This is a genomic window from Winogradskyella sp. ABM4_392 (assembly GCF_056160445.1).
The window spans coordinates 16,859-41,750 of record NZ_JBSWXE010000001.1 but is presented as its reverse complement, the minus strand read 5'-3'; the positions used below and the strand labels follow the sequence as shown (position 1 = coordinate 41,750).

The 24,892-nt window shown below is 34.2% G+C and carries 16 protein-coding genes; all 16 read left to right on the top strand.

What is annotated here, in order from left to right:
- The first annotated feature begins 102 nt into the window (after positions 1 to 102).
- The 16 genes from ACXAFS_RS00165 (at position 103) to ACXAFS_RS00090 (ending at position 24,882) form a co-directional block, all read left to right on the top strand.
- Positions 103 to 2,724, top strand: a complete 2,622-nt coding sequence (locus tag ACXAFS_RS00165) for a TonB-dependent receptor domain-containing protein (protein WP_475304502.1) — start codon at positions 103 to 105, stop codon at positions 2,722 to 2,724.
- A gap of 140 nt (positions 2,725 to 2,864) precedes the next feature.
- The gene (locus ACXAFS_RS00160) at positions 2,865 to 4,181 is read left to right on the top strand and encodes an MFS transporter (protein ID WP_475304501.1); all 1,317 of its coding nucleotides are present in this window, start codon (positions 2,865 to 2,867) and stop codon (positions 4,179 to 4,181) included.
- A gap of 12 nt (positions 4,182 to 4,193) precedes the next feature.
- Entirely contained in the window at positions 4,194 to 5,132 is a 939-nt protein-coding gene (locus ACXAFS_RS00155) for a carbohydrate kinase family protein (protein ID WP_475304499.1), read from the top strand.
- A 6-nt stretch (positions 5,133 to 5,138) separates the two neighbouring features.
- A complete protein-coding gene (gtfA, locus tag ACXAFS_RS00150) occupies positions 5,139 to 6,704 on the top strand; it encodes a sucrose phosphorylase (protein WP_475304498.1) in 1,566 nt (521 codons plus the stop codon).
- A 113-nt stretch (positions 6,705 to 6,817) separates the two neighbouring features.
- Positions 6,818 to 9,106: an NADP-dependent malic enzyme gene (locus ACXAFS_RS00145; RefSeq protein WP_475304496.1), complete on the top strand. Its 2,289-nt coding sequence runs from the start codon at positions 6,818 to 6,820 to the stop codon at positions 9,104 to 9,106.
- A 71-nt stretch (positions 9,107 to 9,177) separates the two neighbouring features.
- The gene (gene ruvA, locus ACXAFS_RS00140; RefSeq protein ID WP_475304494.1) at positions 9,178 to 9,759 is read left to right on the top strand and encodes a Holliday junction branch migration protein RuvA; all 582 of its coding nucleotides are present in this window, start codon (positions 9,178 to 9,180) and stop codon (positions 9,757 to 9,759) included.
- Between the two features lie 5 nt (positions 9,760 to 9,764).
- Positions 9,765 to 17,045, top strand: a complete 7,281-nt coding sequence (gene sov / locus ACXAFS_RS00135) for a T9SS outer membrane translocon Sov/SprA (protein WP_475304493.1) — start codon at positions 9,765 to 9,767, stop codon at positions 17,043 to 17,045.
- Between the two features lie 73 nt (positions 17,046 to 17,118).
- Positions 17,119 to 17,499, top strand: a complete 381-nt coding sequence (gcvH, locus tag ACXAFS_RS00130) for a glycine cleavage system protein GcvH (RefSeq protein WP_475304491.1) — start codon at positions 17,119 to 17,121, stop codon at positions 17,497 to 17,499.
- Positions 17,492 to 17,854, top strand: coding sequence for a VanZ family protein (locus ACXAFS_RS00125; protein ID WP_475304490.1), 363 nt, complete (start codon positions 17,492 to 17,494; stop codon positions 17,852 to 17,854). The genes gcvH and ACXAFS_RS00125 overlap by 8 nt, the downstream gene beginning before the upstream one ends.
- Before the next feature lie 65 nt (positions 17,855 to 17,919).
- A complete protein-coding gene (locus ACXAFS_RS00120; protein ID WP_475304488.1) occupies positions 17,920 to 18,648 on the top strand; it encodes an energy transducer TonB in 729 nt (242 codons plus the stop codon).
- A 121-nt stretch (positions 18,649 to 18,769) separates the two neighbouring features.
- A complete protein-coding gene (locus ACXAFS_RS00115; RefSeq protein ID WP_475304487.1) occupies positions 18,770 to 19,564 on the top strand; it encodes an energy transducer TonB in 795 nt (264 codons plus the stop codon).
- Between the two features lie 107 nt (positions 19,565 to 19,671).
- On the top strand, positions 19,672 to 21,789 hold the full coding sequence (locus tag ACXAFS_RS00110) for a gliding motility protein RemB (RefSeq protein ID WP_475304485.1): 2,118 nt from the start codon (positions 19,672 to 19,674) through the stop codon (positions 21,787 to 21,789).
- Between the two features lie 93 nt (positions 21,790 to 21,882).
- A complete protein-coding gene (gene cyoE / locus ACXAFS_RS00105) occupies positions 21,883 to 22,776 on the top strand; it encodes a heme o synthase (RefSeq protein ID WP_475304484.1) in 894 nt (297 codons plus the stop codon).
- Positions 22,777 to 23,376 (top strand): cytochrome c oxidase subunit 3, encoded by a 600-nt coding sequence (locus ACXAFS_RS00100; protein WP_475304483.1) that lies wholly within the window; start codon positions 22,777 to 22,779, stop codon positions 23,374 to 23,376. It begins immediately after the preceding gene.
- Positions 23,377 to 23,412: 36 nt separating this feature from the next.
- The gene (locus ACXAFS_RS00095; protein WP_475304481.1) at positions 23,413 to 24,414 is read left to right on the top strand and encodes a cytochrome c oxidase subunit 3; all 1,002 of its coding nucleotides are present in this window, start codon (positions 23,413 to 23,415) and stop codon (positions 24,412 to 24,414) included.
- A gap of 21 nt (positions 24,415 to 24,435) precedes the next feature.
- Positions 24,436 to 24,882 carry a cytochrome C oxidase subunit IV family protein gene (locus ACXAFS_RS00090; protein WP_475304480.1) on the top strand — a complete coding sequence of 149 codons (447 nt, stop codon included), beginning with the start codon at positions 24,436 to 24,438 and terminating at the stop codon, positions 24,880 to 24,882.
- The last annotated feature ends 10 nt before the right edge of the window (positions 24,883 to 24,892 follow it).

Sequence of the window (24,892 nt, the reverse complement as noted above, 5' to 3'; positions counted from 1 at the left end):
AAATCGAAAACGTTTTCGATATTGAATTATCAGTTTTTTATACTCAAGAATGTAAATTCGTTACATAATCATGTAAAAAAATAATAATTAAACAACTAAAAGATGAAATTATTTAAAAACAAATTGGGCGCTTTTATTGCTTTTGTTATGATAGGATCCTTCTTGTCAGCGCAGAGCAATATTTCTGGTACCGTTAAAGACAACGATGGTATGCCAATACCTGGTGCAAACATTATTCTAGAAGGTACCTCTAAGGGTGCAGTCACAGATATTGATGGTAAATATTCTGTTGCTAATGTAGAAAATGGTACTTATACTATGGTAGCTTCTTATTTAGGTTATTCAGAGTCCAGAAAGTCCATAACAGTCGATGGTACAGATTTAACTGTAGATTTTGTTTTGGCAGAAGACACTGAGTCTTTAGATCAGGTAATTGTTACTGGTGTTACAAATCCAAAGTCAAAGATTGAATCGAGTGTTTCTGTTACTACTATGAGACCAAGTGTTATTAAACAATCAGCACCTAGAACGACAGGTGAGATTTTTAGAACTATCCCTGGTATACGTTCAGAGTCTTCAGGTGGTGAGGGTAACTCTAATATTGCAGTAAGAGGTGTTCCTGTTTCTTCTGGTGGTTCAAAATATGTTCAACTTCAAGAAGACGGTTTACCAGTTTTATTATTCGGCGATATGTCTTTTGCAACAGCAGATATTTTTACAAGATTTGATAATAATATAGCAAGAATTGAAGCAATAAGAGGTGGCTCTGCATCTACATTATCTTCAAATTCTCCTGGAGCTATAATTAACTTGATCAGTAAAACAGGTAAAACACAAGGTGGCTCTATCGGGACTTCATTTGGTTTAGATTATGGGTCTTTCAGAACAGATTTTGATTACGGTGCGCCAATAGGTGAAGGATTATATTTTCATGCTGGTGGTTTTTACAGAGCTGGTGAAGGTATTAGAGAAACAGGATTTACTGCTAATAATGGTGGACAAATTAAACTAAACCTTACTAAAGAATTTGAAAAGGGTTATGTAAGATTAAGCGCTAAATATCTAAATGACAGAGCAGCAGCATACTTACCAATGCCAATAGAAGTTACAGGAACAAACGATGATCCAAGTTGGGGAAATGCGCCAAACTTTGATGCAACAAGAGGCTCTTTACATTCTTCGTATTTAACACAAAATGTTGGTTTAGGTGCAGATGGTCAGTTAAGAAGATCGAATGTTGCAGACGGTATGAACCCTATTTCCACGTCATTAGGACTCGATGCCTCTTTTGAGTTAACAGATGGTTGGAGAATTAGAAATAATGGAAGATTTTCATTCAATAAGGGGCGTTTTGTATCTCCATTTCCAGCAGAGGTAAGTACAGCCTCTGCAATAGCAGATTCATTTGGTACAGGTTCAACACTAAGCTATGCAAATGATGGAACAGCTGTTAATGGTGATGCATTGGTAGCTAGAATTCATATGTTTGACACTGAGTTAAATGACTTTAATAACTTTATGAACGATTTAAGGTTAACTAAGTCTTTTGATAACGTAGATGTTACTCTAGGTTACTTTAAGTCTATTCAAAATGTTTCTATGTCTTGGTTATGGAATTCTTATTTACAAGAGGTAAATGATGATAACGCTAGACTAATAGATGTTGCTGATGCAACAGGAAGCCCTCTAAGTACAAACGGATTATATGCCTATGGTGTACCGTTCTGGGGAAATTGCTGTACACGTAATTACGATACACAGTATAATATTTCTGCACCTTATGCAAATATTGCTATCGAGGCTTCTGAAGATTTAAATTTCGACGCAAGTATTCGTTTTGATAAAGGACAAGTAGATGGAACATTTGCTGGAACTGTACAAACTACATTTGATATTAATAATGATGGAGTAATTTCTGCACCAGAGCAATCAGTGTCTGCTGTAGATACTGCAAATCCAACTGCAGTAGATTACGACTATGATTATGTGTCTTACTCATTAGGTGTTAACTACAAATTACAAGATAGACAAGCAGTTTTTGCACGTTACAGTAGAGGTGCAGCAGCTAAAGCAGATCGTATTTTATTTGCAGGTTTAGATTATTTAGATGGAGATAGAATAAATGCTTTAGACTTTATAAATCAAGCAGAAGTTGGATATAAGAGAGGATTTGATAATGGTGCATTATACGCTACATTATTCTACGCTAAGACTACAGAAGAGGGTGGTTTTGAAGCAACTTCAAACTCTATTATAGAAAATGATTATAGCTCAGTTGGTGTTGAATTAGAAGGTTTCTATAGAATTAATGACCTTAGCTTACGTGGTGGTGTAACTTATACTAACGCAAAAATAGACTCTGGTGATAATGATGGTAATACACCAAGAAGACAACCAGATTTTATCTATAACTTTATCCCAACGTATAACTTTGGTACAGATAAACAAAACTCTTTTGGACTTAGCTTTATAGGTCAATCAAAGGCTTATGCCCAAGATAATAACGATTTAGTAATGCCAGGATTCGTTATCGTAAATGGTTTCTTTAACTATGGTATTACAAAAGACTTAAGTGCTAACTTAGGTTTTAATAACATATTTGATTCATTAGGTATTACTGAGTCTGAAGAAGGTTCTATCGTAGAAGGACAAACAAACTATGTTAGAGCAAGACCTGTTCCAGGAAGATCCATTTCTTTAGGACTTAACTATACTTTTAGATAAAATTTTATTTGAGTGAGTTTTTAAAATATTGACTTTTAAGTTGATTGATTGATTGGTAGAAGAGTCAATGTTAATTATTATCATTGACTCTTTTTAATCCTTAGTAATTCAAGTTGTATTTTTAATCAAAAGTAAACGTTATGCTCAGATCTAAACCCAAATTAAGTTTTTGGCAAATTCTAAACATGAATGTTGGGTTTTTCGGAATTCAATACAGCTTCGGGTTACAACAAAGTGCAGTAACACCTATTTACGATTTTTTAGGAGCAAGTCCAGATCAAATACCAATTTTACATTTAGCAGGCCCTGTAACAGGTTTGTTAGTGCAACCGGTTATAGGTGCATTAAGTGACAAAACTTGGCATCCTAAACTAGGACGAAGAAAACCATATTTTCTTATTGGCGCTGTTTTATGTAGTTTGGCATTAATCGCCTTTCCTTTTAGTAGTTCGTTATGGATGGCTGCAGGTTTGCTTTGGATATTAGATGCAGGGAACAACACTGCAATGGAGCCTTACAGAGCGCTCATAGCAGATAGCTTAAACGAAGATCAGAGACCTTTAGGTTTTCAGATGCAAAGTTTCTTTACAGGTTTAGGTCAGGTCTTGGCAAACGTATCGTTATTTGTGTTTCCTTTAATTATTGTAGGTACAACAGGTTCTTTACCTAATTGGGTGTACGCTTCATTTTTCTTAGGAGCATTTTGTTCTATCGCTTCAATATTATGGAGTAATAGCAAAACAAAAGAAATACCACCAACTAAAGAAGAATTAGAAGCTCTAAAAGCTGAAAAAAACGGTGTCTTTGAGCCTTTGGTAGAAATCGTTTCAGCAATAAAAGATATGCCAAAAGTAATGTGGCAATTGGCTTTAGTATACTTGTTTCAGTGGTATGCGCTTTTTTGCTATTGGCAAAACTCTTCAAAAAGTGTTGCGCTTTCTGTATGGAATGCAACACCAGATAACAAAGAATTATACAGTGAAGCTGTAGGTTGGACTGGCTTGGTTAATGGTTGGTACAATGTCGTAACTTTTTTGGCAGCGTTTGCTCTTGTTGGCTTTGCTAAGCGATTTAGTGCTAAACGAGTACATGCTTTTTGCCTCATCTTAGCAGCTATAGGATTTTTAGCTTTTCCACATATTGAAAATAAAAATCTGCTGTTTTTTGCAATAACCGGTTTTGGTATCGGTTGGGCGAGTATGATGGGTATTCCATATTTAATGGTTGTTTCCGATATTCCTAAGGAACGCTATGGAGTGTATATGGGAATAATAAATATGATGATTGTAATACCAATGATATTTCAAACAATATCATTTGGGTACATATTAAAACATTTTTTAAACAACGATCCTCGCCATGCAATAACTTTTGCAGGTGCATTGTTAATTGTTGCTTCTATGTTAACCCTATTAATGAAAACAAAAAATAAAGAGACAGAAGAGGTAACGTCTTAATAACTACAAACGTTGAAAAATAATAATCAAAATATAGATATACTGTGTGTCGGAGAGGCCTTAATAGATTTTATTGGTCACCAAACCGATTCAACAATTAATGATACAAGAGATTATCATAGGTACCTGGGTGGATCACCTACTAATGTAGCCATGAATATGGCGCGATTAGGTTTAAAATCTAAAATGATAGCTGCTGTAGGAGATGATGGATTTGGTGATTATATTTTCGAAAGACTCTCTGAAGTAGGAGTAGATGTCTCAAACATTAATCGTATTAAGAAAAAGCCAACAAGTGTCATTTTCGTATCGCGTACAAAAGGAACACCAGATTTTATACCTTTTAGAGAAGCCGATTCTTGTATTACTGAAGCGCAAATACCTGAAAGTTTATTGAAACAAGCTAAAATATATCATACAACTTGTTTCGCACTTAGTCGCAAACCTGCTCGGACAACAATTTTAAACAAAGCAAAAGAAGCGTACGAGTCTGGTTGCAAGCTTAGTATAGATGTTAATTATGCTGATGAAATCTGGGAAAGTAAAGATGAAGCTTTAGAAGTTGTTAAAGCCTTTTGCAAGTTTAATCCATTGATTAAAATAAGCGAAGATGATATGTTAAGGCTGTTTGGTAAAAAGCTACCACATCAAGAAATCTTCGATTTTTTTCACAATGAAGGGGTGGACATAATATGTCTTACATTAGGTAGTAACGGAGTTATTCTGTCTCAGAAGCATAAAGAACTTATTCAACTACCAGCAATAAAAATAGACATGGTAATGGACGCTACAGGAGCTGGTGATGCATTTTGGTCAGGCTTCTTGTTTGCCTACATTCAAGAAAAACCAATGAAGGAGTGTTTAGAAGTAGCGTTGCAACTTGCTGCTTTAAAACTTCAGAATGTGGGTAGATTACCAGATAATATAGATATACTTTCCAAACTACTATAAAAAAAGATGGTGCAAAAAAAAGAGGTTGTCAATGGAGTTATGCTTAACGCATATCCTGATAGCATAGGCGAAAAATTAAGCGATACCATTGCCATGTTACAAAAACCAGAGTTTAAAGATGCTTTTTCTTTATTCTATGTGTTGCCAACGTTTTTTAATAGCGATTTAGATAGAGGGTTCTCTATTATAGATTACAATATTAATGAGGATTTAGTGTCTAAAAAAGATTTAGAAAATCTAAAATCTTTAGGGATAGAGCTAAAGTTTGATATTGTATTAAACCACCTTTCGGTTGCTTCACCTCAGTTTAAAGACTTATTAAAACATGGTAAAAACTCTATTTACAAAGATTTTTTTATCAATTGGAATGAGTTTTGGCAAGGCTTTGGGAAATTAAATAACGACGGCATTATTATTCCAGATGATGTTTATCTCAATAAACTTTTTATGCGAAAATCTGGCTTACCAATTTTGCAAGTTCCTTTTCCTGATGGAAGTAAACAGCCTTACTGGAATACCTTTTACCAAAAAGTAGATTATGAAAAAGAGACCTATTTAGGTCAGATGGATGTAAATGCAAAATCTCCATTAGTCTGGGAGTTTTACAATGAAACACTCGCAAAATTAAAAGCCTTTGGTTGTTCAGTATTACGATTAGATGCTTTTGCCTACTTACATAAGGAAGTTGGTCAGTCTAATTTTTTTAATACGCCAGGCACATGGGATTATTTAAGCAAAATAAGAGAAATTGCAGATAAAAATGAACTCAAGTTGTTGCCCGAAATTCATGCAGAATACGGATCATTTCTTCATAAGGAAGTTGCGGAAGAAGATTATCATATTTACGATTTTTTCTTACCAGGACTTATAATTCATACTTTAGAAAAAGCAGATAATAGTGCACTGGTAAAATGGATTAACGAAATTGTTGCCAACAAATACAAAACGGTAAACATGCTTGGTTGCCATGATGGTATTCCTGTTTTAGATTTAAAGGGGAAAGAAGTCAATGGTACTTATAATTCAGGTTTGCTAACTGATGAGGAAATAGACGATATCATGAATATTGTTCTACAACGTGGTGGACGAGTAAAAAACCTCTATGATTCTGAAGGGAATAAAATTTCGTATTATCAAGTTAACGCTACCTACTTTAGTGCCTTGGGAGAGCAAGAAGATAAACTGTTGTTAGCTAGAGCAATGCAGTTGTTTGTGCCAGGCATTCCACAAGTATGGTATTTAGATATTTTTGCTGGCACTAACGATTATGAAGCAGTAGATCGAGCAGGAGAAGGGGGGCATAAAGAAATTAACAGAACAACACTTTCAAGCAAAGCAATTGAAGAAGGACTACAAAAAGACATCGTTATCAATCAATTAGAGTTGATTAAACTAAGAAATACCTCAAAAGCATTTAATGGGAGTATAACTATAAAGGGGTCATCAAGTAATCAATTAATAATGCATTGGCAAAATGAAGAAGATTTTGCAACGCTAGAAGCAGATTTAAAAACCTTCAAATTTAGTGTCGTCTATACTGAAGACCATAAAATGAAATCCAAAAGATACTAGGTGGATTAAAGATTTAGTTTTTTTAATAGAATACCCGAATTAATGCTTCTGATTTATTGTCTCATTAATTCAAAGCTTCTTTATGTATCTTTGCAGCTTAATTAAAATTGATTATGAGCAAACAAAGCAAGCGAATAGAAGCTTTATTATATCACGCAAAACCTACTCCAGGAAAGATAAAAGTTGTACCTACTAAGAAGTATGCATCTCAACGCGATTTATCCTTAGCATATTCTCCAGGTGTTGCAGAACCTTGCTTAGAAATTGAAAAAGACGTTAATAACGTTTATAAATACACTGCAAAAGGAAACTTAGTTGCTGTAATATCTAACGGAACAGCAGTTTTAGGCTTGGGTAATATTGGACCAGAAGCTTCAAAACCCGTTATGGAAGGAAAGGGTTTGTTGTTTAAAATCTTTGCAGATATCGATGTTTTTGATATTGAAGTTAACACCGAAAATGTCGATGAGTTTATTGAAACGGTTAAAAATATTGCGCCAACGTTTGGTGGTATTAACCTTGAGGACATAAAAGCACCAGAAGCCTTTGAAATTGAGCGTCGATTGAAGGAAGAATTAGACATTCCTGTAATGCACGACGATCAGCATGGTACTGCAATAATTTCTGCCGCAGCACTTTTAAATGCTTTAGAACTTGCTGAAAAAAATATTGAGGATGTAAAAATAGTTGTTAGCGGAGCAGGTGCTGCGGCTATTTCGTGTACGCGATTATACAAAGCTTGCGGAGCCAAGGGTGAAAATATTGTAATGCTAGATAGTAAAGGTGTTATTAGAAAAGATAGAGATAACCTTACGTCTCAAAAAGCTGAGTTTGCAACAGACAGAAAAATAAATACTCTAGATGAGGCCATTAATAAAGCAGATGTCTTCATTGGTTTATCTATGGCAGATATAGTAACGCCAGAGATGTTAAAATCCATGTCTGCAAACCCAATTGTTTTTGCAATGGCAAATCCAAATCCCGAAATCAATTATGATTTAGCTATAGACACCAGAGAAGATATCATTATGGCAACTGGTCGTAGTGATCATCCAAATCAGGTTAATAATGTACTTGGTTTTCCATTTATTTTTAGAGGAGCTTTAGATGTTAGAGCTACTAAGATTAATGAAGAAATGAAGATGGCTGCCGTTAAAGCACTATCCAGATTAGCAAAAGAACCTGTTCCAGAACAAGTCAATTTAGCTTATAATGAAACCAGATTAACATTTGGAAGAGATTATATCATTCCAAAACCATTTGATCCACGATTAATTGCTGAAGTTCCTCCTGCAGTTGCAAAAGCTGCAATGGAAAGTGGTGTCGCTCAAGAACCAATTGAAGATTGGGATCGTTATAAAAACGCTTTATTAGAGCGATTAGGTTCAGATAACAAGTTAGTGCGCCAATTATTAGGTAGGGCACGTACCAATCCTAAAAGAGTTGTTTTTGCAGAAGCTGATCAGTTAGATGTTTTAAAAGCAGCTCAGATAGTATATGAGGAAGGTGTGGCAGAGCCTATACTTTTAGGTAGAAAGGATGTTATAAAGGATTTGATGTCTGAAATTGAGTTTGATGCAGACGTTGAAATTATTGATCCAAAATCTGACGAAGAAACTGAACGTAAAAACCAATATGCTAAAGTCTATTGGGAAAAGCGACATCGACAAGGGGTAACCTTCTATTCTGCCAAAAAGAAAATGAGAGAACGTAATTTCTATGCTGCAATGATGGTAAACGTTGGTGATGCAGATGCGCTTATTACAGGTTATTCTCGAAGTTATCCTTCAGTTGTAAAACCAATGTTAGAGTTAATTGGTATGGCAGAAGGCGTTAATAGAATTGCTACAACTAACGTTATGATGACGCAACGTGGTCCAATGTTTTTAAGTGATACCGCTATAAACATAGATCCAGACGCCAAGTGTTTAGCCAGAATTGCAAGAATGACATCCAGAGTCGCTAGAATGTTTGGTATAGAGCCAGTAACGGCAATGATTTCATATTCTAATTTTGGTTCATCAGAAAATCCAAGAGCTAGAAAAGTACAAGAGGCAGTATCAATTCTTCATAAAGCTTATCCAGATATGGTTGTAGATGGAGAGTTACAAACTGACTTTGCTCTAAATGCTAAAATGCTTCAAGATATTTTTCCTTTTTCTAAACTGGCAGGACGTAAGGTAAATACACTTATTTTTCCAAGCCTTGATGCAGCAAATATTACATACAAACTACTCAAAGAGCTCAATAAATCAGAATCTATAGGTCCAATTATGATGGGCATGGCAAAGCCTGTGCACATTCTCCAATTAGATGCAAGTGTAGATGAAATTGTTAATATGGCAGCCATTGCTGTTATAGATGCACAAGAGCGCGAAAAACGTAAGCAAAAGAAGAAGTAGTCTTACATCAGTAGCAATCCGTTTATTGTAAATAATTTTATTACATTTGGGACTTTAACCTTTGGTAATAAATGATTACACACTTAGAGGGAAAACTAGTAGAAAAAAATCCTACAGACGTTGTGATAGATTGCAACGGAGTAGGATATTTTATTAATATATCTCTGCATACATTTTCTCAAATTCCAGATAGAGAAAATCTTAAGTTATATACGTATTTGCAAGTAAGGGAAGATTCTCATAGCTTATATGGTTTTTCTTCTAAAACCGAGCGTGAAATCTTTAAGCTTTTAATTTCGGTTAGTGGAATTGGTGCTAATACAGCGCGCACAATGTTATCTTCTTTAACACCAGAACAAGTTAAAGAAGGTATAGCAAGTGGTGATGTAGCTTTGATTCAAAGTGTAAAAGGTATTGGTGCTAAAACTGCTCAGCGTGTTATTATAGACCTAAAGGATAAAGTGTTAAAAGTGTACGGTATAGACGAACTTTCTCTTATACCAAACAATACTAACAAAGATGAAGCGTTATCTGCTTTAGATGTTTTAGGATTTAACAAAAAACAATCCGAAAAAGTAGTTGATAAAATATTGCAAGCCCAACCCGATGCCCTTGTAGAGCAAATTATAAAAGAAGCTCTTAAAAACTTATAATACAATTGAATAGAACTAACTACAATCAATTAAAATCAATCAGTTTTTATGTGTCATTAGTATTTATGATGCTAGTGAGCGTGTCTGTTTTTTCGCAAGAACCAGAAGAGCAAGATTCTACAAAAACAACCTTTGCATTAGGAAAGCTAAAATTGCCAAACCCTAATAGCATTGTTTCAAAATACACCTACGATCCTATTTTAGATAGATATGTATACACTGAGAAAATTGGTGATTTTAATATCAACTACCCTTTAATTCTTACTCCTGAAGAATTTCAACGCTTAGTTTTAGAAGAAAAGCTAAAAGAGTATTACAAGCGTATGGCAGATGCTGCTGCTGGGCAAAAGGAAGGAAGTGAAGAAGATCAGAAAAATTTATTGCCAGAGTTTTATGTCAATTCCGGACTTTTCGAAACTATTTTTGGTGGAAACACAATAAGCGTCATACCTAGTGGTTATGCAGAAGTAGATTTAGGAGTGCTTTTTTCGAGACAAGACAATCCGTCGTTTTCTCCAAGAAACCGCACCAACTTCACTTTTGATTTTGATCAAAGAATAGGATTAAGCTTACTTGGTAAAGTTGGTACTAGACTTCAAGTAACAGCAAATTATGATACTGAAGCAACGTTTGATTTTCAGCAAATTGTAAAGTTAGAATATACACCAACGGAAGACGATATCATAAGAAAGATAGAAGTTGGTAATGTAAACATGCCGCTTAATAGTTCTTTAATTAGAGGCGCACAAAGTCTATTTGGTGTTAAAACAGAATTGCAATTTGGTAAAACAAGAGTAACAGCGGTTTTTTCAGAGCAACAATCGCAGTCTAGATCTGTAGTAGCACAAGGTGGTGGTACTTTAGAAGAGTTTGAGTTTTTTGCCAGAGATTATGACGAAAACAGACACTATTTCTTATCGCATTACTTTAGAGATAATTATGATAAGGCTTTATTACAGTATCCATTTATAGATAATCAAGGTCTGCAAATTACCAGAGTTGAGGTATGGGTAACCAACAGAAACAATCAAACTCAAAACGTAAGAAATGTTGTTGCCTTTCAGGATTTAGGAGAATCAGAAGCTGATAATATTGGTTTAGATCCATTACCTGGTGGATTTATTAATAATCCTGGCGCGCTTCCAGATAATGGTAATAATGACTTTGACCCTACCAATATTGGTGGAGCAGGTTCGTTATTAACTGAAGCAGTTAGAGATATAACCAATGTAGAGGCAGGTGTTTTAGTAAATGTTAACGAAGGATTTGATTATGGTAAGCTCGAAGCTGCTCGTAAGCTTGAGCAAGGACGAGATTATGTTTTAAATACTGAGTTGGGTTATATTTCATTAAACCAACGTTTGTTAAATGATGAGGTTCTAGCAGTTGCATTTCAATATACAAGAGGTGGTGAAGTCTTTCAGGTTGGTGAATTTGCTAATGATGGTGTAGATGCTACTCAAGTTAGTCAAGGTACAACAGGAAACCAAGTCATTAACAACCAAAGTTTGGTTCTTAAGATGTTAAAAAGTGCTGTAACATCTGTAGAACAACCTATTTGGGACTTAATGATGAAAAACATCTATGATACTGGTGCTTTTCAATTAAGTCAAGAAGATTTTAGATTAAACATTTTTTACACAGAAGCCTCTCCTGTAAACTACATACGACCGGTCGATGGCACAACATTCCCGTTATATAATAATAACACACCATTAAATCCTAACGATGATACCGAAATACAAGAAACCCCTTTAATCAGGTTATTTCATGTAGATCGATTAAATAGTAACAATGACCCTCAAGAAGGTGGTGATGGTTTCTTTGATTATGTGCCTGGTCTAACGGTTTTAACGCAAAACGGTAAAATTATTTTCACCAAAGCAGAGCCTTTTGGGCGTTATTTATTCGATGTTTTGGACGATGATAATAACCCAAACAATAATGCTACGGATTACGAACAAGATATATATACCAACGAAAATCAGGAAAAATACGTTTATGATTTACTATACAAATCAACAAAGACGCAAGCCTTAGATGAAGCAGAGAAAAATAAGTTTCAGATAAAAGGACGTTTTAAAAGTAGTGGTGGAGATGGAGGTATTCCTATTGGTGCTTTCAATGTACCTAGAGGTTCAGTGAGAGTAACAGCAGGTGGTAGAGTATTGGTAGAAGGTATAGATTATACTGTAAATTATCAGCTTGGTCGCGTAGAGATTTTAGATGAAGCTTTAAAAGCATCGAACACTCCAATTAATGTTTCTGTAGAAAATAATGCTGTATTTGGGCAGCAAACAAGACGATTTACAGGTGTAAACGTTGAACATCAATTCAATGAAAATTTTGTTTTAGGGGCTACGCTTTTAAATCTTAATGAGAGACCAATTACTCAAAAAGCTAATTTTAATTCTGAGCCTATTAATAATACTATTTTTGGTTTTAATGGTAATTATTCTACTGAAGTTCCATTTTTAACGAGATTAGCAAATAAGCTTCCGAATATAGATACAGATGTGCCATCTAATTTATCTGTACGTGGTGAGTTTGCCTATTTGTTACCAGGTGCACCAAAGGGTACGGATTTTGATGGTGAAGCTACAGCCTATATCGATGATTTTGAAGGTACTCAGGGAGCCATAGATTTATTAAGTCCTTTATCATGGACCTTATCTAGCAGGCCAAAAGAATTACCAGGAACTATAAGAGGTAATGATGACAATGGTGTTGAAAACGGATATGGTAGAGGATTTTTAAACTGGTATACGGTTGATCCTATTTTTTATAGTACACAGCGTCCAGGTGGTATTAGTGATGATGATGTATCTAATCTATATACAAGACGTGTTTTTATTGAAGAGATTTTTCCAGAAGTTGATGTAGTACAAGGGCAGACTTCAGTGATAAATACATTAGACTTAGCTTATTATCCTAATGAAAGAGGTCCTTATAATTTTGATCCACTTGAAGCACAAGGAACTGTGGCGCCAAATCAACGTTGGGCAGGTATATCCAGACAAATCACCTCTACAGATTTTGAACAAGCCAATGTTGAATATATAGAATTTTGGGTACAAGATCCATTTATGGATAATCCATCTGCTCAAGGAGGTAAGCTTTTTATTAACCTTGGAAATATTTCTGAGGATGTCTTAAAAGATGGGAAAAAACAGTACGAAAACGGACTTCCAGAAGATGGTGATATTTCAATCCTAGAGCCTACGGATTATAATAGTGTAGTGCCTCAAAACCAATCTTTAATTTACACATTTGCTACAACAGGGCAAGAGCGTACTAACCAAGATGTTGGTTTAGATGGTTATGATGATGCTGAAGAAATAGCTGTGTACGGTACGCAATTTGGTGATGATCCTGCAAACGATAACTATACATACTACCTTAATACAGACGGTGATATCTTTGAGCGTTACAAGCAATACAATGGATTAGAAGGTAATACTCCAGATGTATTTACAGATACTAATAGAGGATCTACAACACAACCAGATGTAGAGGATATTAACCGTGATAACACCATGAATACCATTGATAGTTATTACGAATATGAGGTAGATATAAACCCAAACAATTTAAATTTAAATAACCCATTAATATACGACACAAAAGAGAACTTACCAGTAACGCTTCCAAATGGGGAGACACGTAGTGTTAATTGGTATCAGTTTAGGATTCCTATTAACGAACCAACCAACGAAATAGGTGGCATTTCAGATATAAGATCTGTACGTTTTGCACGTATGTATTTAACAGATTTTACTGAAGATGTAGTATTACGTTTTGCAACTTTAGATTTGGTGAGAAGTGATTGGAGACGTTATACATTGAATTTGGATGATGGAACTCAAATACCTGAAACAGACGATACAGAATTTAATGTTGGTATTATTGGTGAACAAGAAAATAATGATAGCTATGTTGTACCTCCTGGTGTAAGACGAGAAGAGCTAAATAATAATAACAACATAATAAGGCAAAACGAACAATCCTTAGTGCTGCAAGCCTGTAATTTAGATCCAGAAGATTCTAGAGGAGTATTTAAGAATATTAATGTAGATATGCGTCAGTATCAAAACTTGCGTATGTTTTTACATGCTGAAGAACAAGATGGGCAAGTACTTCAAGATGGTGAAATGGTAGCTTTTATTAGAATGGGTAATGACTTTACACAAAACTTTTATCAAATAGAAATCCCATTAAGAAATACTGGACAAGTTGTTCGAACAACACCTAGGGATATTGCATGGCCAGCAGAAAACGAAATCAATATGCCATTATCGTTTTTGCAAAAGATAAAGGCATTAGGAATTTCAGATGGCCAGTTTTATCTAGATGGTGGAATAGAAAGACTTAAATATTACGATGTCATAGATGGTGTTTTACAAGAAACCTTTGTGCCAGAATTTTCGCCATTTCCAGTAGGGCAACAGCGTATAGCAATTAAGGGGAATCCAAATTTTGGTGATATTAGGGTGTTAATGGTAGGTGTTAAAAATTCAGGTCTTACAGGTAACGATGTTTGTGGTGAGGTTTGGTTTAATGAGTTGCGTATGTCTGGTTTAGAAAATGAAGGAGGCTGGGCAACAGTAGTAAGTATGGACTCTAATATTGCCGATTTCATGGATATAAGTGCAACAGGTCGAATAAGTACAATAGGTTTTGGTGGGATTGAACAAGGTCCAAATGAGAGAAGCCTAGAAGACGTAAAACAATACGACGTAGTTACTAACGTGCAGTTAGGACAGTTGCTTCCGAGAAAATGGGGAGTTCAAATCCCTTTTAATTATTCTCAGAGTGAAGAACTAATAACACCAAAATTCGATCAATTATATAATGACCTTACCTTAGAGTCTAGGTTAGATGCAGCAGATAGTAGCGAAGAGGAAGAGCGTATTAGAACACAATCCGAAAATTACACAAAACGCAAGAGTATTAACTTTATTGGAGTTAGAAAACAGCGTACAGGCGAAAAGAAACAACGTTTTTATGATGTAGAAAACTTAACTTTTAATTATTCATATAATAAAGTAGAGCATCGCGATTTTGAAATTGAAAATTCTCTGGATCAGAACATAAGAGCAGGTGTTAATTATAATTATGCATTTGAGCCTGCCAGAATAGAACCATTTAAAAAGAATGATTCTCTATTTACAGGAAAATATTGGAAGATTTTAAAAGATTTCAACCTTAATTTATTGCCTTCTAACATTTCGGTAAATACAGATATTAATAGGCAGTTTAGTAAACAAAAGTTCAGAGAAGTAGAACTCGGAGGCGATAATATCGGTATTGAAGAATTATTCAGAAGAAACTACACCTTTGATTTTCAGTATGCCATTAATTACAATCTAACAGACGCATTAAGTCTTAACTTTACGGCAGCTAATACAAATATTGTTAGAAATTACTTTATTGATGATCAACTCAACGGAAGGCAAGACCCAACACTAAATGTTTGGGATGGTTTCTTCGATTTTGGTGATCCAAACTTTCAAACGCAACAGCTTCAGGTTAATTATGAATTGCCATTATACAAGATTCCTGCTTTAAGCTTCTTAAGAACTACGTATACATATAACGGAGCATTTCAATGGCAAAAAGGTTCAGATTTAAATGAAAACTTAGTAACTGATATCGGAACTTACAACTTAGGACATTCTATACAAAACTCTAATACTCATAATATTAATTCTACTCTAAACATGGAGGCTTTCTATAAGTCTATAGGTTTGGTTAGAAAAAATAACAGACGAGGAAGGTCAAGAAATACAAGGGCTAAAGCAAGAGCTGCAACACCAGATACAGACAAATCTTTAAGTAATAACGATCAAAAGAGAGATCCTAGTAAGTTGAGTGCAGGAAAGAAAGCTTATAATACATTGGTAGATATTGTTACTATGGTAAAGCGTATTCAATTTGGTTATAGTGAAACTAATGGTACATATTTACCAGGGTATTTACCTACACCTGGTTTTATAGGAACGTTAAGACCAACTTGGGGTTACACCTTTGGTAGTCAAAGGGATATCAGAGATTTAGTAGCGAGGAATGGGTGGCTAACAAGATTTCCAGATTTTAATCAACAGTTTACTTCAGTAAAAAACACCACTTTAGATTATTCTGTTAATGTTGAGCCAATGCGCGATTTAAAAATTGATTTAATAGGAAATAGAACATACGCAGAGAACTTTACAGAAAACTTTAGAGTTGATGAAATTGACGATGAATTAACTTATGTTCCTCTTACACCAAATACGTTTGGTAATTTCAATATATCTACAGCCTTAATTAAAACAGCATTTGGCAAAAGTGATGAAAACCAATCTGATGCTTTTGATGAATTTAGAGACAATAGATTAATTATTGCTAATCGTCTAGCAAGAGAGTTCTACGGAAATACACCATTTAATACAGATGCAGAAGGTTATCCTATAGGGTTTGGAAAGAATAGCCAGCGTGTGCTTTTACCAGCATTTCTTTCGGCTTACCATGGTACTGATCCAGAAAAGGTAAGTACAAGAGCATTTAGAGATGTGCCTATACCAAATTGGACTCTAAAGTATACTGGATTAATGAAAATTCCTTGGTTTAAAAAGACATTTAGACGTTTTTCAATTCAACACGGTTATAGATCCAGATATACAATTAATCAGTTTAGAACGAACCTAGATTATGATGACTCAGTAGATAATTTAGTAATAGATTCTGGTACAGGAGTAGGATCAATAAATCCTGCAAACCAAGATGCTAATGGAAATCTGAAAAACAGAACACTCTACAGTAATATTAATTTAGAAGAGCAATTTAGTCCGTTGGTTCGTTTAGAGTTTGAAATGAAAAATTCTATCAAAGTCTTAGCAGAAGTTCAGAAAGATAGAATGTTATCATTAAGTTTTGATAATAACTTGCTTACTGAGATTCAAGGTCAAGAATATACATTGGGCTTGGGTTATCGTATAAAGGACCTTAGAATTAGGTCTGCGCTGGCAGGTTCAAAACAAATCATTAAGAGTGATTTAAATATGCGTGCAGATATCTCAGTAAGAGATAACAAAACAATTATTAGGTATCTAGATTTAGATAATAATCAAATAACTGCAGGGCAAACTATTTGGAGCGGAAAGTTTTCAGCAGACTATGCATTCAGTAAAAACTTAACGGCTATTTTCTATTTTGATTATACATTCTCAGATTTTGCAATATCCACATCATTCCCACAAACCTCATTAAGATCTGGTATTACACTACGATATAACTTTGGAAATTAATTTTGAGATTTTGGTTTGAAAACAAGCAATTAAAAAATTACTTTTGTTGCACTAATATATTATACAATTTAAGATGAATATACCATCAGAATTAAAGTACACCAAAGACCACGAGTGGATAAAAATAGAAGGTGATATCGCAATAGTAGGTATTACAGATTTTGCCCAAGGAGAATTAGGTGATATTGTTTATGTAGAAGTAGAAACTGTAGACGAAACTTTAGACGTAGAAGAAGTGTTTGGTACAGTTGAAGCTGTAAAGACCGTTTCAGATTTATTTTTACCATTATCTGGTGAAATAGTTGAGTTTAACGAAAGTCTTGAAGATGAACCAGAAAAGGTAAATACAGATCCATATGGTGACGGTTGGATGATTAAGTTAAAATTTTCTGATGCATCTCAAGTAGATGATTTATTATCTGCAGAAGATTATAAAGCTTTAATAAGTGCCTAGAAAACTGCTATTATCAGTTGCTGTTATCTATACATTAGCACTGATTATTGCAACGTTTATAAATCTAAATGGAGTGCCAAGTTTAGGCTCTTCGTTTGATGATAAAATATATCATTTTTTAGCCTATGTTGGTTTAGCTGGTTTATGGATAACCTATTTTAAGCCAAGTAATAAAAAGCAAACATTATGGCTTGTATTTGTCGCTGTTATTTTGTTTGGTGTTTTGTTAGAGGTTATGCAACATCAACTTAATCAAAACCGAACTTACGACACATACGATTTGTTAGCAAACTGCTTTGGTGTTGTAGTTGGCACGTTAATTGCAACCAGATTAGATATAATAAAGTTAAAATAAATAGAAGTTTTGCTTTTTTTCTTATTATTTAATTAAATTAGCAACTCTATAAAAGAAAGTATAATATGGAACCTAAGAAGAATCCAAAATCAGATGTAAGTAGAAACAGCTCTTTGTATTTTGCTGTAGGATTAGCACTCATGCTAGGTATCACTTACATGGCAATAAATTACAAGACTTATGACAAGGCTGATGTTGTTGCCGATACGCTTAATCTAGATGATGAGTTTGAAGAAGAAGCACCAATAACAGAACAAATTGCAACTCCTCCACCTCCACCTCCACCACCTCCAGCAGCGCCTGAAGTAATTGAGGTTGTAGAAGATGAGGTTGAAGTAGAAGAAACTGTTATCGAGTCTACAGAAACTGAAATGGAAACAGAAATTGTTGAAGTAGAAGAGGTTGAAGTAGAAGAAGTAGAAGAAGATATAGAAGTACCTTTCCACGTTATTGAAAACGTAGCTGTTTTTCCTGGATGTGAAAACGAAAAAGGGAATGCTGCTAAGAAAGAATGTATGAATGAAAAGGTAAACAAATTCATTCAAAGAAAGTTCAACACAGAATTAGCACAAGATTTAGGATTAGCTCCAGGTAAGAAAAGAATCTTCTGTAGATTTAAAGTTGATAAAAATGGAAACGTAACAGCTATTCAAACACGTGGTCCACACCCAGCTTTAGAGAAAGAAGCTCAGAAAGTTTTGGCTAAGCTTCCAAAAATGAAACCAGGTAAGCAAAGAGGTAAAGCAGTAGTTATGCCTTTCTCAATTCCAATTGTATTCCAAGTACAAGATTAGATTAGACTAAAGATATTATCTTATTATAAAAATCCCGTTCAAAATTAATTGGACGGGATTTTCTTTTTGGTATGCTTATTGTGACTTTATCATAATATTAACATTTTAAATAATACGTATTATGAAAAATTCGAAAAAAAATCTCAAAAGTACTGGTCAGAGTACTACTGAGGTGAGAAAACCACAAAAGCATGATGCAAATTTACAAAAAAACTCAACCCTATATTTCCAAATAGGGTTGATTCTTTGTTTATTGGCTACCTATGGACTGTTTGAAATGCAGTTTCAAGAGAAAAAGGTCACAATTGATGCTGTAGAAATTAATGATGTGGCAACTATTGATGTAGCACCAGATTATCGTGTTGAAGAAGTTGTTCAGAAAAAAAATGAACCGAAAGTTGATAGAAGCACAGAATTAAGAGATGTTTTTAAAGAAGTTGATAATAACACTCCAGATATAGAACAAGAAATTTTTACACCAGATGACCCTAAACCCTCTGATGAACCGATTACAAGACCAGAGGACATTATTGTAGAAAAAATTCCTGAACCTGTTGATGTGCCTTTTTACAAGATAGAAAAAGCGCCAATTTATCCTGGGTGTGAAAAAAAGAAAACGAATGCCGACAGAAAGAAATGTATGTCAGATAAGATAAGTAAACTTGTTAGTAAGAGGTTTAATACAGATGTGGCAAACGATCATGGTATATCTGGCTTGCAGAAAATTCAAACGCAATTTACTGTAGATAAAAATGGAAACATTACTGATGTTAAAATTAGAACTCCGCATCCAGTATTAGAAAAAGAGGCATTGCGAGTTATAAACAAGATACCTATGATGAAGCCTGGCTACCAACAAGACAAACCAGTTGGTGTTATCTATAACCTGCCAATTAAATTTATGGTAAGAGACTAAACACAAATTACATATTCTTTAAAACCGTTACTAACAGTAACGGTTTTTTGTTTTAGGGTTACTAAAAAAAATAAGTATCTTTCGAGCACTAATAATTGGTCTGTTTTATGAAGCATATTTGCCTTGTTACGGTTTTATTAATTTCTTTTTTGAGTAATGCACAAACACTTTCAACTTACGAAAAACCGCCAGTTTTTAGTGAATGTGATTCACTAAGTGTAGATCAATTAAAATCTTGTTTCAATTTTACATTAAACAATTTCATTTATAACAATTTTAAAATCCCTGAAATTGTTTCTAATGAAGATTATACAGGTGATGTTCAGGTTCTTTTCGAAGTTAGTAAAGAAGGAGAGTTTAAGGTTATTTATGTAGATGCTATCTATGATGAATTGAAGGAAGAAAGTAAGCGCGTCTTTGATGCTTTACCTAAAATAAAACCAGCAACATATAATGCTAAGCCTACTTTTGTTCAATATAGTTTAAGTATAGAGATACCTTTAGAAAAACCAAATAAAGAAATTGAAGGCAGAGAAGAGGATCTTCCAGATAATATCAATTTTAAAGAAGGTGATAGCTTAAATGCAACGTTGTCTGATGAGTTTGATAAAGTTAATGCAAGTCTCAAACCTTACGAAAAGTTAGAGTATAGTAGTCAGTTAAACATACCTTTTACACATTCGTATTATGCACGTTTTGATGACGAAATGAATGCTATAGGTACTAATAGTCATACTGCTGCTAAACCATTTGTCCATGCTGATGTTGCAAAATATTACGACATTAAAGCAGAAAAAGAAAGTTTAGCAAAAGAAACTGATAGTTGGTTTGGAAGAAAGCTTTATAACGAGCATTTGGTGCAGGTACAAGGAAAAGATTACTGGTTTACAGTAGATCCAATAGTAGATTTACAACTTGGTGCAGAAACTGAGGGTGATGATGGTACTTGGAATAATACCAGAGGTATATTTATACAGGCAGGATTTGGTAAACGATTTAATATATCGACTTCTGTGTACGAAAGCCAAGGTAGGTTTGCAGATTATTTTAATGCATATGCAGAAAGTTTGAGGGCTTTTGGCCCAGATCCTGCAATAATTCCTGGTAGAGGTATTGGAAAATGGTTTAAAGAAAATTCGTATGACTATCCTGTAGCAGAGGCTTATTTGTCTTATACACCAGCAGATTTTTTAAATATTCAGTTTGGACATGGTAAAAACTTTATTGGTGATGGTTACCGTTCATTATTTCAAAGCGATGTAGCGAGTCCATATCCTTTCTTAAAATTAAATACAACATTTTGGAAAATAAAATATACAAGCACATGGATGTGGCTTAAAGATGTTAGACCAGAAGTAGTGGTAGATGACGCTTTTTTAACCAAATATATGGCAAATCATTATTTAAGCTGGAATGTCTCCAAAAGACTTAATATTGGCTTGTTTGAATCGGTGATGTGGGCAGATACCAATGGTAGAGGTTTTGATGTTAATTATCTTAATCCAATTATTTTCTTTAGAGCAATTGAGTTTCAAACAGGACAAGGAGCAGGAAATGCTATTTTGGGTCTAAGTGCAAAATATAAATGGAACAATAAGGTAAATCTGTATGGGCAATTTATACTTGATGAGTTTTCTTTAAGTGATGTCACAGGTGGAAATAAAAGCTGGAAAAATAAGTTTGGTTTTCAGTTAGGTGCCAAATATTTCAACGCATTTAAAATAGATAATTTATTGCTTCAGGCAGAATATAATCAAGTCCGTCCTTATACGTATTCGCACAATACCGAAATTCTAAACTATGGTCATTTTAATCAGCCAATGGCTCATCTTTGGGGAGCAAACTTTAGAGAGTTGGTGCTAATTGGCCGTTATAATTATAAGCGTTGGTTTGCTGATACAAAGTTAATTATCGGACAAAGAGGTTTCGATTTTAATACTGATGAAGATAGCTTTTCTTATGGAGGAGACATTTATAGAGATTATAATGATCGTGTTGGTGATGTTGGAATAACTATTGGACAAGGAAATAAAACCAATAGTTTTATGTGGGAGCAGCAAATAGGATACTTACTTAATCCTGAAACGAATTTAAAAGTTTTTGCCAATATTATTTATCGAGATTTTAATCCGCAAACCATTACTTCTTCTACAACAGACTCAAACACCCTTTGGTTTAGTTTAGGTATCCGAACAGATCTTTTTAATTGGTATAACGATTTTTAAAGTTTAACCTTTATTAAAGTTTTCTATAGCGTTGGTGAAAACCTTTTTTCAAAGTATCTTTGCACTCGCTAAGAATAGGACAAATAACTAGATTTGAGCAGTACAGAATCTTCAGTATCAAAAACTTCTGTAATAACAGATTTTAAAGAAATCACCAAAATGGGATTATCTGTTAGTGTTGTGTTTTCTGCACTGGCTGGATATTTGTTGGGAGCAGATACTATAAATTATACGACGCTTATACTTTTGGCTCTTGGAGGATACTTTATGGTTGGAGCTTCAAATGCTTATAACCAAATTATTGAGCGAGATTTAGATGCTTTAATGGATAGGACCAAAAACAGACCTATTCCTGCTGGTCGTATGTCTGTTAATACAGCATTTATTATTGCGACAGCATTCACTATTTTGGGTATTGTTACGCTTTACAATATCAATCCAAAAACAGCAATGTGGGGAGCAATCTCCATTTTTTTATATACAAGTGTGTATACACCTTTAAAAACAAAAACACCATTGTCTGTGTTTGTTGGTGCTTTACCAGGTGCTATTCCTTTTATGTTGGGTTGGGTAGCAGCTCGTGGCGAATTTGGTATTGAGCCAGGAACATTATTCGCTATTCAATTCTTTTGGCAATTTCCACACTTTTGGTCGATTGGTTGGTTTTTATTTGAGGATTATGAAAAAGGTGGCTTCTTTATGTTGCCAACGGGAAAACGAGATAAGGGTACAGCTGTACAGATAATTATGTATAGTGTTTGGACAGTTTTGGTATCCATAATTCCCGTATTTGGTTTCACAGGAGATTTAAAATTATCAATTGTGGGAGCTGTAGTTGTATTTTTATTAGGAATGTTAATGTTGGTTTTTGCATTAAGACTATTTAAACAACGAACAGTAAAAGCCGCTAAGCAACTAATGTTGTCTAGCGTTTTCTATATTACGATGTTACAAATTATATATGTTGCAGATAAATTTTTGAGATAGATGGATTTAACAGAAGGAACACGCCAGGAAAAAACAGCCAGATCAAAAAAAATGATGCTTTGGTTTGGTATAGGATCTTTAATAATGTCATTTTCAGCATTGATAAGTGCCTTTATTGTAAGTTCTAAACAAAGAAAAGATAAAGACTGGTTAAGTAGTTACGATTTACCTAACGCATTTTATATAAGTGTAGGTATTATATTGTTGAGTAGCTTAACTTTTATATTGGCAAAAAAAGCGCTAAAACAAAATAACAGGCAAATGACAACTACATGGTTGCTAGTTACTTTGGTTTTAGGAATTGGATTTGTTTTTAGCCAGATAGAAGGTTTTAGGCAAATCATCCAAGCAGGATACAATTTTACTGGCCCAACAAGCAACATCACAATGTCGTATATCTATTTGATAGCTTTGGTGCATATAATGCACGTTATTGCTGGGTTAATTTGTATACTTGTTGTTATTTATAATCATTTTAAACAAAAGTACAACACCAACAATATGTTGGGATTAGAACTGGCGGCAAATTTCTGGCATTTCGTAGACCTGCTTTGGCTTGTGCTGTTTTTGTTTTTATATTTTTTTAGAGACATAATTTGATTATTTTTGTCCAATCTTAAAATTTAATTAATTTCTATGGATTCTACAGTAGCAAGTACTGGCACAGAAGGAAAAACTTGGGGAGGAGGCAATAAACCTCTAAAGGCAAGTTATGGTAAGATGATGATGTGGTTCTTTATCGTTTCTGATGCATTAACATTTTCAGGTTTCTTAGCAGCTTATGGCTTTTCTAGATTTAAGTTTATAAAAGAGTGGCCTATTGCAGACGAGGTATTTACTCACGTTCCTTTTTTACATGGACAAGAATTGCCTATGATTTACGTTGCTTTCATGACGTTTATCCTTATTATGTCTTCTGTAACTATGGTATTAGCTGTAGATGCAGGTCATCATATGAATAAGGCAAAAGTAACCTTATACATGTTTTTAACAATCATTGGTGGTTTAATTTTCGTTGGATCACAAGCATGGGAATGGGCAACGTTCATTCAAGGCGATTATGGTGCAGTACAGACAAATGGTGGAAATATTTTACAATTCGGTGAATATGTAACTGTAGATGGTGAGGAAAAGTTCAAAAGAATATCAATAGATGAATTTGTTGCAGTAGAAGAAGGGGTAAGAGCGCAACACGAGCGTAAAAATGGTTTATGGTTTGTGACTGAAGAATCACTACCTCCTTATTCGGTTAACGAAATATACAACGGTCTTGCTGCAAATGATAATATTTTAGTAAGAACACAGCTTATAAACGAGGAAGGTGAAAAAACTGTGCTTTCTAGAGAAGAATCTCTAAAGCAAATAAAAGAGAACGGTAAGCTGGTTGTAAAAGGAGCTAACCTAAAAGTTAATGAGTATGGTACATCGCTTTTTGCCGATTTCTTTTTCTTTATTACTGGATTTCACGGTTTCCACGTTTTTTCAGGTGTGGTAATCAACATTATAATTTTCTTTAATGTAGTTTTAGGAACTTACGAAAGAAGAGGAAGCTATGAAATGGTAGAAAAAGTTGGTCTTTACTGGCACTTTGTCGATTTAGTTTGGGTATTTGTATTCACATTCTTCTACTTAGTTTAAAATAGAATTAGATAATAAATTATGGCACACGAACATAAATTAGAGATATTTAGAGGACGTTGGAAATTTAAATCTAACACACAAAAAATTTGGGGTGTACTAGCATTCTTAACTTTTGTAACTGCTATAGAAGTTATCCTTGGTATTTACAAGCCAGATTTTTTAATGCATACTTGGATTAGTCCATTGGAAGGTGGGTTCTTCGCAACAATTGGTAATATTATTCTATCACCATTTGTATACATGAAGCCTCTAAACTTAATATTTATCCTTCTTACTATTGTAAAAGCCTACTACATTACTTGGGACTTTATGCACATGAGAGATGAGGTAAAGGCGTTAAGACGTATGGTAGTCTGGACAGGTGTTTTCTTAATCTGTTATTTGATTTTCATACTATTACAAGAAGGAGGTTATGTGTTTGAAGTTTATAACGCAGATGACGCTTTAATTACAAGAGACTTTTAAACTCAAAATA

Excerpts from the sequence above, each read along its gene's own strand:
- gtfA (WP_475304498.1), top strand. The coding sequence starts at position 5,139 with ATGGTGCAAAAAAAAGAGGTTGTCAATGGAGTTATGCTTAACGCATAT.
- ACXAFS_RS00115 (WP_475304487.1), top strand. The coding sequence starts at position 18,770 with ATGAAAAATTCGAAAAAAAATCTCAAAAGTACTGGTCAGAGTACTACT.
- ruvA (WP_475304494.1), top strand. The coding sequence starts at position 9,178 with ATGATTACACACTTAGAGGGAAAACTAGTAGAAAAAAATCCTACAGAC.
- ACXAFS_RS00110 (WP_475304485.1), top strand. The coding sequence starts at position 19,672 with ATGAAGCATATTTGCCTTGTTACGGTTTTATTAATTTCTTTTTTGAGT.
- ACXAFS_RS00160 (WP_475304501.1), top strand. The coding sequence starts at position 2,865 with ATGCTCAGATCTAAACCCAAATTAAGTTTTTGGCAAATTCTAAACATG.
- ACXAFS_RS00100 (WP_475304483.1), top strand. The coding sequence starts at position 22,777 with ATGGATTTAACAGAAGGAACACGCCAGGAAAAAACAGCCAGATCAAAA.
- ACXAFS_RS00145 (WP_475304496.1), top strand. The coding sequence starts at position 6,818 with ATGAGCAAACAAAGCAAGCGAATAGAAGCTTTATTATATCACGCAAAA.
- ACXAFS_RS00165 (WP_475304502.1), top strand. The coding sequence starts at position 103 with ATGAAATTATTTAAAAACAAATTGGGCGCTTTTATTGCTTTTGTTATG.
- gcvH (WP_475304491.1), top strand. The coding sequence starts at position 17,119 with ATGAATATACCATCAGAATTAAAGTACACCAAAGACCACGAGTGGATA.
- ACXAFS_RS00120 (WP_475304488.1), top strand. The coding sequence starts at position 17,920 with ATGGAACCTAAGAAGAATCCAAAATCAGATGTAAGTAGAAACAGCTCT.
- ACXAFS_RS00095 (WP_475304481.1), top strand. The coding sequence starts at position 23,413 with ATGGATTCTACAGTAGCAAGTACTGGCACAGAAGGAAAAACTTGGGGA.
- ACXAFS_RS00090 (WP_475304480.1), top strand. The coding sequence starts at position 24,436 with ATGGCACACGAACATAAATTAGAGATATTTAGAGGACGTTGGAAATTT.